Annotated in this window: 16 protein-coding genes; 7 read left to right on the top strand and 9 right to left on the bottom strand. The window is 63.6% G+C overall.

The annotated features are described in order from the left end of the window. Positions 1-30 precede the first annotated feature (30 nt). On the bottom strand, positions 31-756 hold the full coding sequence (locus tag B3P22_RS14555; protein ID WP_296271452.1) for an amidotransferase: 726 nt from the start codon (positions 754-756) through the stop codon (positions 31-33). 302 nt (positions 757-1,058) lie between these two features. On the opposite strand from B3P22_RS14555, the gene B3P22_RS14550 reads away from it, so the two are divergent. The 3 genes from B3P22_RS14550 to B3P22_RS14540 are packed head-to-tail and all read left to right on the top strand — an operon-like array spanning position 1,059 to position 1,716. Beyond that, on the top strand, positions 1,059-1,172 hold the full coding sequence (locus B3P22_RS14550) for a PA2485 family small membrane protein (RefSeq protein ID WP_296271451.1): 114 nt from the start codon (positions 1,059-1,061) through the stop codon (positions 1,170-1,172). A 21-nt stretch (positions 1,173-1,193) separates the two neighbouring features. After that, positions 1,194-1,394 (top strand): type III secretion system co-regulatory protein PtrC, encoded by a 201-nt coding sequence (ptrC, locus tag B3P22_RS14545; RefSeq protein ID WP_013715243.1) that lies wholly within the window; start codon positions 1,194-1,196, stop codon positions 1,392-1,394. A gap of 55 nt (positions 1,395-1,449) precedes the next feature. Then, complete coding sequence (locus B3P22_RS14540) at positions 1,450-1,716, top strand: PepSY domain-containing protein (protein WP_296271450.1); 267 nt, start codon at positions 1,450-1,452, stop codon at positions 1,714-1,716. Between the two features lie 89 nt (positions 1,717-1,805). Here B3P22_RS14540 and B3P22_RS14535 read toward each other — a convergent pair whose 3' ends face one another. From B3P22_RS14535 to B3P22_RS14525, 3 genes are all read right to left on the bottom strand, one after another. After that, on the bottom strand, positions 1,806-3,950 hold the full coding sequence (locus B3P22_RS14535) for a 3-hydroxyacyl-CoA dehydrogenase NAD-binding domain-containing protein (RefSeq protein ID WP_296271449.1): 2,145 nt from the start codon (positions 3,948-3,950) through the stop codon (positions 1,806-1,808). A gap of 89 nt (positions 3,951-4,039) precedes the next feature. Next, positions 4,040-5,245: an acetyl-CoA C-acetyltransferase gene (locus B3P22_RS14530; RefSeq protein ID WP_296271448.1), complete on the bottom strand. Its 1,206-nt coding sequence runs from the start codon at positions 5,243-5,245 to the stop codon at positions 4,040-4,042. A 589-nt stretch (positions 5,246-5,834) separates the two neighbouring features. Beyond that, a complete protein-coding gene (locus B3P22_RS14525) occupies positions 5,835-6,722 on the bottom strand; it encodes an AEC family transporter (protein WP_296271447.1) in 888 nt (295 codons plus the stop codon). Between the two features lie 93 nt (positions 6,723-6,815). On the opposite strand from B3P22_RS14525, the gene B3P22_RS14520 reads away from it, so the two are divergent. Continuing rightward, complete coding sequence (locus B3P22_RS14520; protein WP_296271446.1) at positions 6,816-7,175, top strand: rhodanese-like domain-containing protein; 360 nt, start codon at positions 6,816-6,818, stop codon at positions 7,173-7,175. Further along, positions 7,172-7,984 (top strand): c-type cytochrome, encoded by an 813-nt coding sequence (locus B3P22_RS14515; RefSeq protein ID WP_296271445.1) that lies wholly within the window; start codon positions 7,172-7,174, stop codon positions 7,982-7,984. Before B3P22_RS14520 ends, B3P22_RS14515 begins: the two co-directional genes overlap by 4 nt. Before the next feature lie 57 nt (positions 7,985-8,041). Here B3P22_RS14515 and B3P22_RS14510 read toward each other — a convergent pair whose 3' ends face one another. The 5 genes from B3P22_RS14510 to B3P22_RS14490 all read right to left on the bottom strand — a co-directional run bounded on the left by B3P22_RS14510 (position 8,042) and on the right by B3P22_RS14490 (position 12,736). Continuing rightward, positions 8,042-8,431, bottom strand: a complete 390-nt coding sequence (locus tag B3P22_RS14510) for a VOC family protein (RefSeq protein ID WP_275544861.1) — start codon at positions 8,429-8,431, stop codon at positions 8,042-8,044. 105 nt (positions 8,432-8,536) lie between these two features. Next, positions 8,537-9,334, bottom strand: a complete 798-nt coding sequence (locus B3P22_RS14505; RefSeq protein ID WP_197856332.1) for a transglutaminase-like domain-containing protein — start codon at positions 9,332-9,334, stop codon at positions 8,537-8,539. Continuing rightward, complete coding sequence (locus B3P22_RS14500; protein ID WP_013715234.1) at positions 9,331-10,281, bottom strand: alpha-E domain-containing protein; 951 nt, start codon at positions 10,279-10,281, stop codon at positions 9,331-9,333. The genes B3P22_RS14505 and B3P22_RS14500 overlap by 4 nt, the downstream gene beginning before the upstream one ends. A 2-nt stretch (positions 10,282-10,283) precedes the next feature. Next, on the bottom strand, positions 10,284-11,693 hold the full coding sequence (locus tag B3P22_RS14495) for a circularly permuted type 2 ATP-grasp protein (protein WP_296271444.1): 1,410 nt from the start codon (positions 11,691-11,693) through the stop codon (positions 10,284-10,286). Positions 11,694-12,061: 368 nt separating this feature from the next. Then, complete coding sequence (locus B3P22_RS14490; protein WP_296271443.1) at positions 12,062-12,736, bottom strand: alpha/beta family hydrolase; 675 nt, start codon at positions 12,734-12,736, stop codon at positions 12,062-12,064. A 101-nt stretch (positions 12,737-12,837) separates the two neighbouring features. Between B3P22_RS14490 and ccoN the strand changes: the two genes are divergently transcribed. Both ccoN and ccoO read left to right on the top strand, forming a co-directional pair. Further along, a complete protein-coding gene (gene ccoN, locus B3P22_RS14485; protein ID WP_197856331.1) occupies positions 12,838-14,277 on the top strand; it encodes a cytochrome-c oxidase, cbb3-type subunit I in 1,440 nt (479 codons plus the stop codon). Beyond that, entirely contained in the window at positions 14,277-14,885 is a 609-nt protein-coding gene (gene ccoO / locus B3P22_RS14480; protein WP_197856330.1) for a cytochrome-c oxidase, cbb3-type subunit II, read from the top strand. Before ccoN ends, ccoO begins: the two co-directional genes overlap by 1 nt. The last annotated feature ends 3 nt before the right edge of the window (positions 14,886-14,888 follow it).

Genomic DNA, 14,888 nt, shown 5'->3' with positions numbered 1-14,888 from the left:
GCTAACCGGGCTTTTTGTCTCCAGTCAGGCTCAGGCCTTGGCGGCCTTGCCTTGCGCCACGAAGCGCATCATCCACTCGGCCACTGCATTACCTTGTTGCGAGTGCTGGAGGCTGTCCACGCCCTGCTGGTAAATCTGCTCACCGAGGTGCTGCTGACGCAGATCGAGCAACGCACGTGAGTAGTCGTGAACGAACTCGGGGTGTCCCTGGAAGCACAGCACCTGGTCTTCGATGTGGTAGGCACCAATCGGGCAAAAATCGCTGGAAGCCAGCAGAGTGGCCTTCTCCGGCAGGCGGGTAACCTGGTCCTGGTGACTGATCAGCAGTTGCAGCTCGTCCAGAGCCGGGCTCATCCATTCTGGCTTGCTGTCCAGACGGTAGCTGTGTACGCCCACACCCCAGCCCTGCTCTGCGCGCTCGGCCTTGCCGCCCAGCAGCAACGCCAGTAGCTGATGACCAAAGCAGATGCCCAACAGTTTGTCGCCACGCTGGTAGCGCTCCAGCAGGTACTCCTTGAGCGTTTGAATCCATGGCTCACGGCCAAAGGAGTCGGCCTTGCTGCCGGTCACCAGATAGGCATCGAATTGCTCGCTATCGGGCGGGTAATGCCCCTCCACCACGTTGTAGACACTGAATTCCGCCGCCACCGGCTGTTGAGCGAACAGCTGCTCGAACATGCGGCCATAACCCTGGTACTGGTCAACCAGTTCAGGGCGGAGGATGTCAGTTTCCAGGATGCAGATACGCAGTGACATGAGGTTTCCTGTGGTGAGCACGGAGTGCGGGGAATTTGTGCGTTTTACTTAACACATGAATCTGCACAAAGAAATAGTCAGCCCCTATTTTCAGACATATTTGCACGTCCTTGCCACTGTGCAACGCCACGAACGGTCGTCAATTAAAATTGACAACACCAGGAAGGAACCGGGCCGGATCGAATCACCATCAGCCGCTTCGATAGTGACCATGCACGGCATTCACTTCTGTGATTGCCAGGGCGCGACGAATATCGACACATCGGGCAGTCGCCCCCCATCCGCACAGAAGGATATCGATCATGAGCATCTACGCCGCGCTCGCCAGCTTTGCCGCCGCCTCCGCTTTCCACACCGCTGCACCGGTTCGTCCCGAGCAGGCGGCCACTGCAGCCCGCGACGCGCGTCCGAGCTGACACGCCCACAGGAGAGCAGCCATGCACAGCCAACTCAGCCTGGACGCCTACGGCGTTACCTACGTTCACCTGCAGGACGGCGGCCTGCAGTTCGAAAGCGAAGCCGCTCTGCAGCTCGATGACGGCAGCATGCTGACCTTGCGCATGCCGACCCGTCACAGCGAGATGCTGGCGATCCACGAGGCCGTGTGCATTCGCCAGGGGTGGTGCCAGGCGGCGTGAAATCGCGATGGTCTAGACTCCTCCAGGCATCTTCAACGGAAAGAGGAACCAGACCATGCATACCCGCAACCTGATCGGCCTGCTCGCAGGCAGTTTACTGCTGGCCGGTAACGCCCTGGCGGATCGCCCCGGCAGCGACTGGATCAGCATCGACGATGCCCTGAGCAAGGCCCGTGAGGCCGGCTACACCGAACTGCACAAGATCGAAGCCGACAAAAATGGCTACTGGGAAGGCGAAGGCCTCAAGCAGGACGGCCGCCTCTACGAGTTTCGCATCGACGGCAAGAGCGGCGAGGTAACCCGCGACCAGTTGGAAGACTGATGCATGCGAGTCAATGAAACGGCCCTGGCGGCCCGTTTCTCATTGCCCGCCTGAAAGGGCTCGGAGCACGAACGCCATGGCCGTAGAGCTCAGAACGTCTCGCCCTTGGCCGCCTTCTCCAGCAACAGCGCCGGCGGCAGGAAGCGCTCGCCATACTGCTCGGCCAAGTACTGCGCACGGGCGACGAAGTCCTTCACCCCGTACTGATTGATGAACTGCAGCGCACCGCCGGTCCAGGCCGCGAAGCCGATGCCGAAGATCGAGCCGATGTTGGCGTCGGCCACCGCATTGAGCACACCCTTTTCCACGCAGCGAACCGTCTCGATGGCCTGGATAAACAGGATACGGTCGCGCACGTCCTCCTGCGAGATCTGCGCATCGGCCTTTTCGAAACGCGCCTTGAGCTCTGGCCACAGGTGCTTCTTGCCAGTGGCAGGGTAATCGTAGAAGCCCATCCCCGCCGCTTTGCCCGGACGCTTGTACTCATTGAGCATCAGGTCGATCACGACAAAGGACGGGTGCTCGGGAATCGACTTGCCCTCGGCCGCCAGGTCCTTGATGGTCTGCTGGCGGACATGGTTCATCAGGCTCAACGACACCTCGTCGCTGATCGCCAGTGGCCCGACCGGCATGCCGGCCTTGCGCGCCTCGTTCTCGATCATCGCTGCGCTGACGCCTTCGCCGAGCATGGCCAGACCTTCGTTGGTGAAGGTGCCGAACACTCGCGAGGTGAAGAAGCCGCGGCTGTCGTTGACCACGATGGGCGTCTTCTTGATCTGCATGACGTAGTCGAAGCCGCGCGCCAGGGTCTCGTCGCTGGTCTTCTCGCCACGGATGATCTCCACCAGCGGCATCTTGTCCACCGGGCTGAAGAAATGCAGGCCGATGAATTTCTGCGGTTTGGCCACGGCAGTAGCCAGGCCGGTGATTGGCAGCGTCGAGGTGTTGGAGGCAATCACCGCGTCACTCAGCGCAGCGGCTTCAGCGGCGGCAGTGACTTTGCCCTTGAGCGCACGATCCTCGAATACCGCTTCGATAATCAGGTCGCAGCCGGCAAAATCCGCCTCGCTGTCGGTGGCCTTGATCAGCCCCAGGAAGGCCTCGCGCTGCTCGGCGCTCATGTGGCCCTTGGCGACTTTCTTGTCCAGCAGTTTGGCCGAATAGCTCTTGCCCTTCTCCGCCGCTTCGAGGGAAACATCCTTGAGCACCACCTGGATGCCGGCCGCTGCCGATACGTAGGCGATGCCAGCGCCCATCATGCCGGCACCGAGCACGCCGACCTTCTTGGTCACCGATTTTGGATAGCCCTGTGGGCGCGAACCGCCGGCATTGATCTCGTTGAGTTGGAACCAGAAGGTGCCGATCATGTTCTTCGCCACCTGACCGCAGGTCAGCTCGGTGAAGTAGCGCGCCTCGATGATCTGCGCGGTATCGAAGTCGACCTGCGCACCTTCGACGGCCGCGCACATGATCTTCTCCGGCGCCGGGAAGCAGCCCTTGGTCTTGTCGCGCAACACGCTCGGGGCGATGGCCAACATCTGCGCCACGTTCGGCGAACTCGGCGTGCCGCCGGGAATCTTGTAGCCCTGCACGTCCCATGGCTGTTTGGCAGCCGGGTTGGCGGCGATCCAGGCGCGGGCCTTGGCCAGCATGTCCTCGCGATCACTGGCCAATTCGTGGATCAGGCCGGCCTTGAGCGCTGCATCCGGGCGTACCTTCTTGCCCTCGGCCAGGTACGGCAGAGCTCTCTCCAGACCAAGCAGGCGCACCATGCGTACTACCCCGCCACCGCCCGGCAGCAGGCCCAGGGTGACTTCCGGCAAGCCGAGCTGCACGTGGCTTTCATTCAGGGCAATACGGTGGTGACAAGCCAGGGCGATTTCCCAGCCGCCGCCCAGCGCCGCGCCGTTGATGGCGGCAACCACCGGCTTGCCGAGGGTTTCCAGGCGGCGTAGTTGACCCTTGATCTTCAGGATCATCTCGTAGAAACCCTGAGCCTCGGCCTGGGTGACCTTGATCAGCTCATTGAGGTCGCCGCCAGCGAAGAAGGTTTTCTTCGCCGAGGTGACGATCACCCCGGCGATCGAGTCCTTTTCCGCTTCCAGGCGGTCGACGATCTGCCCCATGGCCTCGCGGTACACCGCGTTCATGGTGTTGGCGCTCTGGCCGGGCATGTCCATGGTCAGGACGACGATATTGTCCTGGCCCTTTTCGTAACGGATGGCGTCAGTCATTTTTATCTTCTCTTCCCAAGATGTGGGAGCTGCGTAGGGCGGGTGAAACCCGCCAACACACGAATGGCGGGTTTCACCCGCCCTACTGGTCAGACTCGCTCGATAATCGTGGCTATACCCATGCCACCGCCGACGCACAAGGTGGCGAGGCCGTAGCGCAGCTGGCGCTTCTCCAGCTCGTCGAGCAGCGTGCCGAGGATGGCGCAGCCGGTGGCACCCAGCGGGTGGCCCATGGCGATGGAGCCTCCGTTGACGTTGACCTTGTCCTCGCTCACGCCCATGTCCTTCATGAACTTCATCACCACCGAGGCGAAGGCCTCGTTGACCTCGAACAGGTCGATGTCGTCGATGGACAACCCCGCCTTGGCCAGCGCCTTGCGCGTGGCCGGCGCAGGACCGGTGAGCATGATGGTCGGATCGGTACTGGTAACCGCCGTGGCGACGATGCGCGCGCGCGGCTTCAGGCCCAGTTCCTTGCCCTTGGCTTCGGAGCCGATCAGCATCAGCGCCGCGCCGTCGACGATGCCGGAGCTGTTGCCGGGCGTATGCACATGCTCGATACGCTCGACATGGCTGTAAACGCGCAGCGCAGTGGAGTCGAAGCCCATCTGCCCCATCATCTCGAAGCTGGGCTTGAGCTTGCCCAGGCCTTCGAGAGTGGAGTCGCCGCGGATGAATTCGTCATGGTCGAGCAGCACGATGCCGTTCTGATCGGTGACCGGCACCAGCGACCTGGCGAACGAACCATCGGCGCTGGCACGCGCCGCTTTCTGCTGCGAGCGCAGGGCGAAGGCATCGACATCGGCGCGGCTGAAGCCCTCCAGGGTAGCGATCAGGTCGGCGCCGATACCCTGCGGGACGAAATTGCTGTGGATGTTGGTTTCCGGGTCCATGACCCACGCACCACCGTCCGAGCCCATGGGAATGCGCGACATGGATTCCACACCGCCAACCACCACCAGATCCTCGAAGCCGGAGCGCACCTTCATCGCGCCCAGGTTCACCGCCTCCAGACCCGAAGCGCAGAAGCGGTTGAGCTGCACGCCGGCCACGCTGACGTCCCAATCCGCGACCATGGCAGCGGTCTTGGCGATATCGGCGCCCTGATCGCCCACCGGCGTCACGCAGCCGAGGACGACGTCGTCCACCTGGCTGGTATCCAGCTCGTTACGCGCCTGCAGGGCATTCAGCAGCCCGGCAACCAGCTGCACCGGCTTGACGCTGTACAGCGCGCCGTCCTTCTTGCCCTTGCCACGGGGCGTGCGCACCGCGTCGAAAATATATGCTTCGGTCATGGCGTCCTCGGAGACTAATACGGCGCTGGCGGAACAGGTTGCCCCAACCACGCATGTTCATATTGAGCCTGCCTACCATAACGCCGAGGCGCCGGGGCTCAATGACCGAAGCGCTCAGCGCCATTGACCACTAAGCTCAGACGAACGGTCGTTTGCCCTTGCGCAAGCGGTGAAGGCCAAGCAGGCCCTCTGCCTCAAGCCTCGCTGCGCAACGGGCAGGACTCAGGCATAGCCCGAAGTTCTAACCAGGGACCATTAGCAACCAAGTCATCTAAAGGATCGGTGATGTCAGCCCTAGAGTTAATCCTGTTCCCGCCACCAAACGGGCACAGGGAGCCGTTGCCGGGACATGCCGGAGCGGCGAATCAGAACCACGCCCGGGCGTGACGCTACGACCTGCCAGGCAGTACCGCAGGCACCCAACGCCCCATAACAACAAAAGGCATACGGCCATGTTCAAACAGCCGAAATACCGCCAGGCTGGAGTCATCCTTTTCGCCACGGCGGTCATCCTGATTCTTCCCAACCTGACCCGTCTGGTCGGTTGAATGTCTAAAGCACCCGCTACTGTGCCGACTCCGCGTCGCGTTCAGCGCAGCGCGGGTATCCACCAGGCCAGCAGCAAGGGAATCAGCACGAATGCCAGCAGCGTCGAGCACAGCACCAGGCTGGCGACCTGCTCCGGCGAACGGCCTGCGCGTACGGCGAACAGGTAGTTGAATACCGCTACCGGCATCGACGATTGCAGCACCAGCACGGCATGCGCCAGCGGCTGCAGGCCGACCGCCCAGCCAATGATCCAGCCCAGTGCCGCACCACAGAGGATGCGCAGCAGACCCAGCAGCATGCCGTTGCCCAGGTGCCGCACGCGGATGCTCGCCAGCGATACGCCCAGGGTGAGCAGCATCATCGGGATGGTCATGCCGCCCAGCAGGTCCACGGTGTTGGCCAGCCAGCGGGGCAACTGGAAATCGAGGAACAGCACGGGAAGCACCAGGGCCAGACTGATCATGATCGGGTTGACCAGCAGCCCCTTGATCGAGCGCTCGGCCCCGGACAACAGCATGCCGATGCTGAAATGCCCCACCGATAACACCAGGAAGAAGGCCACTGCCAAGGCCAGGCCGGCCTCGCCGAAGGCGAACAGCGCCATGGGCAGGCCCATGTTGCCGGAGTTGGGAAACAGGTAGGCCGGCACCAGCACTTTCCAGTCGATGGCGAACAGGCGGCTGAGCAGCAGCCCCACCAGGCCCATCGACAGCATCACCAGTACACAGGCCAGGGCCATCTGCGAGAACGCACCGAGGTCCAGCTCGGCGCGACTGAGGGTCGACAGTACCAAGCAGGGCGTGCCGATATTCAGCACCAGCCGCGCGACGAAATCGGTGGGATAGGCGTGACCGCTACGCACCCAGCCATAGCCGATACCCGCTGCAATCAAAACCGGGGCCAGAACAGCGAACAACTCGGCTAACATCTGCTACTCCCGTCACGTCGAGCGCCGCATCCTAGACTGCATCGCAGCCTCAGACAACGCTGCCGGGCCAATCGACTCGTTCCGGAGCACTCCATGCGCATCATTCTTCTGCTTACCGGCCTGCTCACGCTGTTCAATGCCCAAGCGGGTGAAATCGATCAGCCCGCCGCCATTTCCGTCCTGCAGCGCAGCGATAGCCTGCTGATCGACGTTCGCAGCGCCGAGGAGTTTGCAGGAGGAGCATTGCCCGGCGCGATCCGTATCGGCCACGAAGAGATCGCCGCGCAGATCGCCAGCGTCGCCCCGGATCAGGATCGTCCACTGGTGCTGTACTGCCGCAGCGGGCGCCGCTCGGCAATCGCGCAGCAGACCTTGGAAGAAATGGGCTACAGCCAAGTGATCAATGCCGGCGCCTATGAGGATCTACGGCCACTGCTGGAGAACCGCGAATGAAAACAACCCTGCTGCTGGCATTGATCACCCTGGCCGGCGCGCTGCAGGCTGCCGAGTTCGAAGTGCAGCTTGAGAAGGGGCGGCACACCTGGAACACCAGCGAACTGCTGCAGCACCCGCTGGCCCGCGATATCGAGATCACCGACGACGTCAGCTACAAACGCGCCATGCAATATCGCGCCGTACCGATCAGCGCACTGCTGAGCGGCGTGACGCCGGGCGATCATCTGCAGGCCGTGGCCCTGGACGGCTTTGCCGCCGAGCTGCCGGCAGCGATTCTGCTGGCCAGCGAGGGCGCCAAGGCCTGGCTGGCCATCGAAGACCCGCAGCATCCCTGGCCGCCGCTGGCCAAGGGCAAGCCCAGCGCCGGACCCTTCTATCTGGTCTGGAGCGATCCGGCGGCCAGCCAGATCGGCCCAGAGCAATGGCCCTTTCAGGTCGCCAGGCTTCGCCAGCTGGCGCCGGTCGAGCAGCGCTTCCCTGCCCTGCTGCCGGCAACGGATGCCAACGCAGAAATCCGCGCAGGCTTCGCTGTCTATCAGAAGAACTGCATGGCCTGTCATCGCCTCAACGGTGCTGGCGATTCCGAGTTCGGCCCGGACCTGAATATGCCGCACAACCCGACCGAGTACTTTACAGGCGACTTTCTGCGCCAATATATCCGCAATCCGCAGAGCCTGCGGCGCTGGCCGCAGGGGCGCATGCCGGGGTTCACCCAGCAGGTGCTGAGCGAACAGGAGCTGACCGAGCTGATCACCTATCTGGCGCACATGGCCGATATTCGGGATCAGCGCAGCGAAAGTCAGTAGGCACCGGCGAGTAGCGGCCGCTCATGCCATGCGCAAGAGGATGGTGCGCGGCGCATCCTACCCGCGCGGATAGACGACGAAGGCCAGCTTGTTGCCGTCCGGGTCCCTGACGTAGGCCGCATAGAAGCCCTCGCCATAGCGCGGACGATAGCCCGGCGCGCCCTCGTCGCGTCCGCCATTGCTCAGCGCGAGACGATGCAGGCGGTCGACCTGCTCCGGCTCGGCGAACTGGAACGCGGTCATCACGCCATTGCCGACGCTGGCCTGGTTGCCGTCGTAGGGATAGCCGACGTAGAAACGTGGAAAAGCCAGATCCTCGACCCGGCCGTAGCCGACCGAGGCCTCGTCCTTCCAGCAAACCTGCAGGCCCATTTCGGCGCAAAGCGGGTCATAGAAACGCAGGGCTTGCGGCAGATCCCGCGTGCCCACCATGGTGTAGGCAATCATCGTTCGAGTCCTCTTCGTCTGGCGCACCTCGACCACAGGCGCGCCGATATTAGGGAAAGACTCGCAACCGAGGGGCTTCGTTCAGTCCCGCTCCCGCAGGGCGACCTACTGCTGACGCACCTGCAATAGCGGCGCCACCTGCACCTGCGCGTGCATCTGCTCGCAGCCGCCACCGCGGCGCATGCCGCGTACCGGGCAGGCATCGAGGTAATCCAGGCCAACCGCCAGCTTGAGGTGACGCTCCGGGCGCGCCAGGCAGTTGGTCACGTCGAAGCTGTACCAGGCGCCGCCCAGCCAGGCCTCGGCCCAGGCGTGGCTGGCCAGGTGTTCGGCGTCATCGGTGTACAGGTAGCCCGACACATAGCGCGCCGGCACCCCAAGGCTGCGCGCGCAAGCGAGGAAGGCGTGGGTGTGATCCTGGCAGACGCCCCGGCGACCGGCGAAAGCCTCGGCGGCGCTGGTGTCCACTTCGGTAATTCCGGGCTGATAGGCGATATGGGCGTTAAGTGCATGCATCAGGTCGGTCAGGCCGGTGCGATCGGTACGCGCCCTGCTCTGCTGCGCGGCGAACTCGCGGATGGCGTCGTCGGCCTGGGTCAGGCGGGTGAAACGCAGAAATGGCAACGCCGACTGGCGCTCGTGCTCCGCCTCGCAGCTTTCGTCGATGTCCACCTGACCGCGGGCGCCGATGACGATGGATTCGTGCGGCTCGTCCAGGGTCAGCACGTGCAGGATGTTGCCGTAGGGATCGAGCTGGGCATGCACCGGGCGCGGCAGGTCGAGCTGCCAGCTGAGCACCTGCTGGCGCTCGCTGTCGTGCGGGGTCAGACGCAGGTACTGGATGCTCGCACGCACCTGATCATCGTAACGGTAGGTGGTGTCGTGGCTGATCGAAAGTCTCATGCGACCTCCAGGTAGGACGTATGGATGGTGTTGCCCAGCTGGCGCACCAGCAGGATGAAGTCGGTGAGCCAGGCGTGCAGGCCTTCGTCGAGCACCTCACCGATGCTGGTGTAGCGCAGGCGGGCATCCAGCTCGGCGGCCAGGCGCTGTGCCGGGCGGCCGTTCTCCCCGGGCAGACCGGCGAGCATCAGGTTGAGCTCCTCCATGCAGGCGCGCAGCGAACGTGGCACGTCCGGGCGCAGCAGCAGCAGTTCGGCGACCTTGCGTGTACGCGGCGAGCCCCGGTAGATCTCGGCGAACGCCTCGAACGAGGACAACGCCCGCAACAGCGCACTCCATTGGTAATAGCTTCGCGCAGTGCGCTCTTCCAGCTCGTCGATCTCCTCGCCGAGCATTTCGTAGCGCGCATCGAGCAGGCGCAGGGTGTTGTCGGCGCGCTCGATGAAGGTACCCAGGCGGATGAAGCGATAGGCCTCGCCGCGCATGATGGTGCCGAAGGTGGCGCCGCGGAACAGGTGCGAACGCTCCTTGACCCACTCGCAGAAACGGCTGATGCCGTAGCGCCCCAGACCCTGCTCGGCGATACCGCGCATCTCCAGCCAGGTGGCGTTGATGTTCTCCCACATGTCGGCGGTGATCCGCCCGCGCACCGCATGGGCGTTGCTGCGCGCGGCCTGCAGGCAGCAGTAGATGCTGCCCGGGTTGCTCGCATCGAGGGCGAAGAAGTGCAGCATGCGCTCGGCGTGCAGCGGGCCGTGGCGCTCCAGGTAGTCATCCAGGGTGCCGGTGATCAACAGCGGCATGGCCAGTTCATCGAGGCCGTCGCCACGGCCGTCCTGCGGCATCAGCGACAGCGAATAACTGACGTCGAGCATGCGCGCCAGGTTCTCGGCGCGCTCCAGGTAGCGTGACATCCAGTACAGATCGGAGGCGGTTCTACTCAGCATGATCAGTCCTCCACCACCCAGGTGTCCTTGGTCCCGCCGCCTTGCGACGAATTGACCACCAGCGAACCTTCGCGCAGTGCCACGCGGGTCAGGCCGCCAGGCACCAGGCGGGTTTCGCGGCCGGTCAGGACGAACGGGCGCAGGTCGATATGGCGCGGTGCGATGCCGCGCTCGACGAAGGTCGGGCAGGTCGACAGGCTCAGCGTCGGCTGGGCGATATAGGCCTCCGGTTTGGCGATCAGGCGCGCGCGAAAATTCTCGATCTCGGCCTTGCTCGCCGCCGGGCCGACCAGCATGCCGTAGCCGCCGGAACCCTGGGTTTCCTTGACCACCAGTTCGGACAGGTTGGCCAGTACGTGGGACAGTTCTTCCGGCTTGCGGCACTGCCAGGTCGGTACGTTTTTCAGGATCGGCTCCTCGTCGAGGTAGAAGCGGATCATGTCGCCGACGTAGGGGTAGACCGACTTGTCATCGGCCACCCCGGTGCCAATGGCGTTAGCCAGCACCACATTGCGCGAGCGGTACGCCGACAGCAGGCCGGCGACGCCGAGCATGGACTCGGGGTTGAAGGCCAGCGGGTCGAGGAAGGCATCATCGAGGCGGCGGTAGATCACGTCCACCTGACGGGCACCGGCGGTTGTGCGCATGTACACCTTGTCGTCGCGCACGAAAAGGTCAGCGCCCTCCACCAATTCCACGCCCATCTCGCGAGCAAGGAAGGCGTGCTCGAAGTAGGCGCTATTGAAGCGCCCCGGCGTCAGTACCACCACCGTGGGATTGTCCAACGGGCTGGAGCTCTTCAGCGCATCGAGCAGCAGGTTCGGGTAGTGGTCCACCGGCGCCACGCGCTGCGCGGCGAACAGCTCGGGGAACAGGCGCATCATCATCTTGCGGTCTTCGAGCATGTAGCTGACGCCGCTGGGCGTGCGCAGGTTGTCTTCCAGCACGTAGTAGCTGCCGTCGCCGTCACGCACCAGGTCGACCCCGGCGATGTGCGCGTAGATGTCACGGTGCAGGTCGAGGCCCTGCATGGCCATCTGGTAGCCCTCGTTGGCCAGCACCTGCTCGGCCGGAATGATCCCCGCCTTGATGACCCGTTGATCGTGGTAGAGGTCGGCGAGGAACAGATTGAGTGCCTGCACGCGCTGGATGCAGCCGCGTTCGACGATGCGCCATTCGCTGGCGGGGATGGCGCGCGGGATGATGTCGAAGGGGATCAGACGCTCGGTGCCCTGGTCATCCCCATAGAGGGTGAAGGTGATACCGGCGCGGTGGAACAGCAGGTCGGCTTCTCGTCGGCGCTGGGCCAGCAGATCGTCCGGCGTCTCGGCCAGCCATCGGGCGAATTCGCGGTAGTGCGGGCGGACAGCGCCGCTCGCGTCATACATCTCGTCATAAAAGGTGCGGGCCATGCCGTACTCCTTGTCACCCGGACTTGCGGCATTCTCTGCAAGGCCCGAGCCAGCACTAATAATCCTTCCCTATCAACAAGTTACCTACAACCCGAAAACATTCAGCACCAGTCTGGTGCAGTGCAATATTTCCGTCATGAGGATTCGCCCCACGGCGTGGCACAGTTGTCGGCAAGCCTTCAACAGCAAGCGGAGGCCGCGCTTGGATGGGCCCTGCACCTGGCTGTCACATTGCGTGACCAGCCAGTCAAACTCAACCGCTTTCGTACGTCCGCCGCGACAACGCAGCAGGTAGCCCGGATGAAATCCGGGGATCATTCGCTATCGATCTCCCGAACCTAACCCGGCTACAGGAGCCGATACCCCCTTCAGCCTGCGCCGAGAAACCGCGCGACGGTCCGGACCGCTGTGTCGAGATGCTGCTCGTGACTGAAACCGGACGCCTTCAGCGGCTTGAGATCGTGGTCGCCCGCCTGCAGCCAGTGCAGCGCGATGGCGGGCGACAGGTCATAACCCGCGACAGCCGCGCGATTGCCCAGTGCATCGCGCTCCCCCTGGATGATCAGCGTCGGCGTGCGCAACTCGGCCAGATGGGCGACTCGCGGCTTTTCCGGTTTGCCGGCCGCGTAGAAGGGATAGCCCAGACAGATCAGCGCCGAGGTACCCAGTTCGTCGGCCAGCAGACTGGCCATGCGCCCGCCCATGGACTTGCCGCCGATGGCCACAGGCCCTGCGACCCGTTGGCGCACCTGGGCATGTATGTCACGCCATTGCTGCAGCAGTTGCGCCTGCGCGTTGGGCGGCCGCTTGCGCCCATCTATCCGCCGCTGCGCCATGTAGGCGAACTCGAAGCGCACCACGCGCACGCCGCACGCTGCAAGGCCCTGCGCCATGTGCTGCATGAACGGGCTGTCCATCGGCGCGCCGGCGCCATGAGCCAGGATCAGCGTGCTCGACGCCCCCTGCGGCGGTTCGTCCCACAGCCAGGGTAGCCCCTGCTCACATTGACCGGCGTCAATAAACCTAGATGGCCCTTTGCTCATGCTTGCCTCGCGTCGATATCCGTGGTGTCCGTGGCTTGCTCATGCCTGCGTCCACCACGGTTATCGGCCGCTCTGCCATAACCGTGGATGGAAGCCCAGACATGAACACAACAACCCGTTCCGCCTACAACTACAGGGTGGTTCGCCAGTTCGCCATTATGACGGTGGTTTGGGGCATCGTCGGCATGGGACTCGGCGTATTCATCGCTGCCCAGCTGGCCTGGCCCGAACTTAACTTGAACCTACCGTGGACCAGCTTCGGCCGTCTGCGTCCGCTGCATACCAATGCGGTGATCTTCGCCTTCGGTGGCTGCGCCCTGTTCGCCACCAGCTACTACGCGGTGCAACGCACCAGCCAGACCACGCTGTTCGCGCCCAAGCTGGCTGCCTTCACCTTCTGGGGCTGGCAACTGGTGATCGTGCTTGCGGCCATTACCCTGCCCCTGGGCTGGACCAGCTCCAAGGAATACGCCGAGCTGGAATGGCCGATCGACATCCTGATCACCATCGTCTGGGTGTCTTACGCCATCGTCTTCTTCGGTACGGTGGTGCAGCGCAAGGTCAGCCACATCTATGTCGGCAACTGGTTCTTCGGCGGGTTCATCCTCACCGTGGCCATTCTGCACGTGGTCAACAACCTGGAAATCCCGGTCACCCTGACCAAGTCCTACTCGCTGTATGCAGGTGCTACCGATGCCATGGTGCAGTGGTGGTACGGCCACAATGCCGTGGGCTTCTTCCTGACTGCGGGCTTTCTGGGGATGATGTACTACTTCGTGCCCAAGCAGGCCGGTCGCCCGGTCTACTCCTACCGCCTGTCCATCGTCCACTTCTGGGCGCTGATCGCGGTGTACATCTGGGCCGGCCCGCACCACCTGCACTACACCGCCCTGCCTGACTGGGCGCAGAGCCTCGGCATGGTGATGTCGCTGATCCTCCTGGCCCCGAGCTGGGGCGGCATGATCAACGGCATGATGACCCTCTCCGGCGCCTGGCACAAACTGCGTACCGACCCGATCCTGCGTTTCCTGGTGGTGTCGCTGGCGTTCTACGGCATGTCGACCTTCGAAGGCCCGATGATGGCCATCAAGACCGTCAACGCCCTGTCCCACTACACCGACTGGACAATCGGCCACGTACACGCCGGCGCCCTCGGCTGGGTTGCCATGGTGTCGATCGGCTCGCTGTATCACATGATTCCCAAGGTGTTCGGCCGCGAGCAGATGCACAGCATCGGCTTGATCAATGGCCATTTCTGGCTGGCCACCATCGGCACCGTGCTGTACATCGCCTCGATGTGGGTCAACGGCATCACCCAGGGCCTGATGTGGCGCGCAGTCAACGAAGACGGCACCCTCACCTACTCCTTCGTCGAAGCGCTGGAAGCCAGCCATGTCGGCTTTGTGGTGCGGGTAATCGGCGGCGCCATCTTCTTCGCCGGCATGCTGCTGATGGCCTGGAACGTCTGGCTGACCGTACGTAGCGCCCAATCGACCGAGATGGAAGCCGCTGCGCAGTTCTCGGTAGAAGGAGCCCACTGATGAAACACGAGATTCTCGAGAAGAATATCGGCCTGATGGCCCTGGTGATGATCCTCGCGGTCAGCATCGGTGGCCTGACCCAGATCGTCCCGCTGTTCTTCCAGGACGTCACCAACGAGCCGGTCGATGGCCTCAAGCCTTACAACGCACTGCAACTGGAAGGACGCGACATCTACATCCGCGAGGGCTGCGTCGGCTGCCACTCGCAGATGATCCGCCCGTTCCGTGCCGAGACCGAGCGTTACGGCCACTACTCCGTCGCTGGCGAAAGCGTCTGGGACCACCCGTTCCTGTGGGGTTCCAAGCGCACCGGCCCGGACCTGGCCCGTGTCGGCGGTCGCTACTCGGACGAGTGGCATCGCGCCCACCTGTACAACCCGCGCAACGTCGTGCCCGAGTCGATCATGCCCGCGTATCCGTGGCTGGTTGAGGACACTCTCGATGGCAAGGACACCGCCAAGAAGATGAGCGCACTGCGCATGCTCGGCGTGCCCTACAGCGACGACGACATCGCCGGCGCCAGTGATGCGGTCAGGGGCAAGAGCGAGATGGACGCGCTGGTCGCCTACCTGCAGGTGCTTGGCACCGCCGTGAAGAACAAGAGGTGAGCG

Source organism: Pseudomonas sp. UBA6323 (genome assembly GCF_002439135.1).
In the GTDB taxonomy this organism is placed as follows: Bacteria; Pseudomonadota; Gammaproteobacteria; order Pseudomonadales; family Pseudomonadaceae; genus Aquipseudomonas.
Note: the sequence above shows the minus strand (reverse complement) of the source record. Positions and strands in the feature narration are given on the sequence as shown.

Bases quoted from the DNA above. Each gene is read 5' to 3' on its own strand.
- B3P22_RS14555 (WP_296271452.1), bottom strand. From the start codon at position 756: ATGTCACTGCGTATCTGCATCCTGGAAACTGACATCCTCCGCCCTGAA.
- B3P22_RS14505 (WP_197856332.1), bottom strand. From the start codon at position 9,334: ATGAGACTTTCGATCAGCCACGACACCACCTACCGTTACGATGATCAG.
- B3P22_RS14535 (WP_296271449.1), bottom strand. From the start codon at position 3,950: ATGACTGACGCCATCCGTTACGAAAAGGGCCAGGACAATATCGTCGTC.
- B3P22_RS14530 (WP_296271448.1), bottom strand. From the start codon at position 5,245: ATGACCGAAGCATATATTTTCGACGCGGTGCGCACGCCCCGTGGCAAG.
- B3P22_RS14550 (WP_296271451.1), top strand. From the start codon at position 1,059: ATGAGCATCTACGCCGCGCTCGCCAGCTTTGCCGCCGCCTCCGCTTTC.
- B3P22_RS14525 (WP_296271447.1), bottom strand. From the start codon at position 6,722: ATGTTAGCCGAGTTGTTCGCTGTTCTGGCCCCGGTTTTGATTGCAGCG.
- B3P22_RS14510 (WP_275544861.1), bottom strand. From the start codon at position 8,431: ATGATTGCCTACACCATGGTGGGCACGCGGGATCTGCCGCAAGCCCTG.
- B3P22_RS14490 (WP_296271443.1), bottom strand. From the start codon at position 12,736: ATGAGCAAAGGGCCATCTAGGTTTATTGACGCCGGTCAATGTGAGCAG.
- ccoO (WP_197856330.1), top strand. From the start codon at position 14,277: ATGAAACACGAGATTCTCGAGAAGAATATCGGCCTGATGGCCCTGGTG.
- B3P22_RS14495 (WP_296271444.1), bottom strand. From the start codon at position 11,693: ATGGCCCGCACCTTTTATGACGAGATGTATGACGCGAGCGGCGCTGTC.
- B3P22_RS14515 (WP_296271445.1), top strand. From the start codon at position 7,172: ATGAAAACAACCCTGCTGCTGGCATTGATCACCCTGGCCGGCGCGCTG.
- ptrC (WP_013715243.1), top strand. From the start codon at position 1,194: ATGCACAGCCAACTCAGCCTGGACGCCTACGGCGTTACCTACGTTCAC.
- B3P22_RS14540 (WP_296271450.1), top strand. From the start codon at position 1,450: ATGCATACCCGCAACCTGATCGGCCTGCTCGCAGGCAGTTTACTGCTG.
- ccoN (WP_197856331.1), top strand. From the start codon at position 12,838: ATGAACACAACAACCCGTTCCGCCTACAACTACAGGGTGGTTCGCCAG.
- B3P22_RS14500 (WP_013715234.1), bottom strand. From the start codon at position 10,281: ATGCTGAGTAGAACCGCCTCCGATCTGTACTGGATGTCACGCTACCTG.
- B3P22_RS14520 (WP_296271446.1), top strand. From the start codon at position 6,816: ATGCGCATCATTCTTCTGCTTACCGGCCTGCTCACGCTGTTCAATGCC.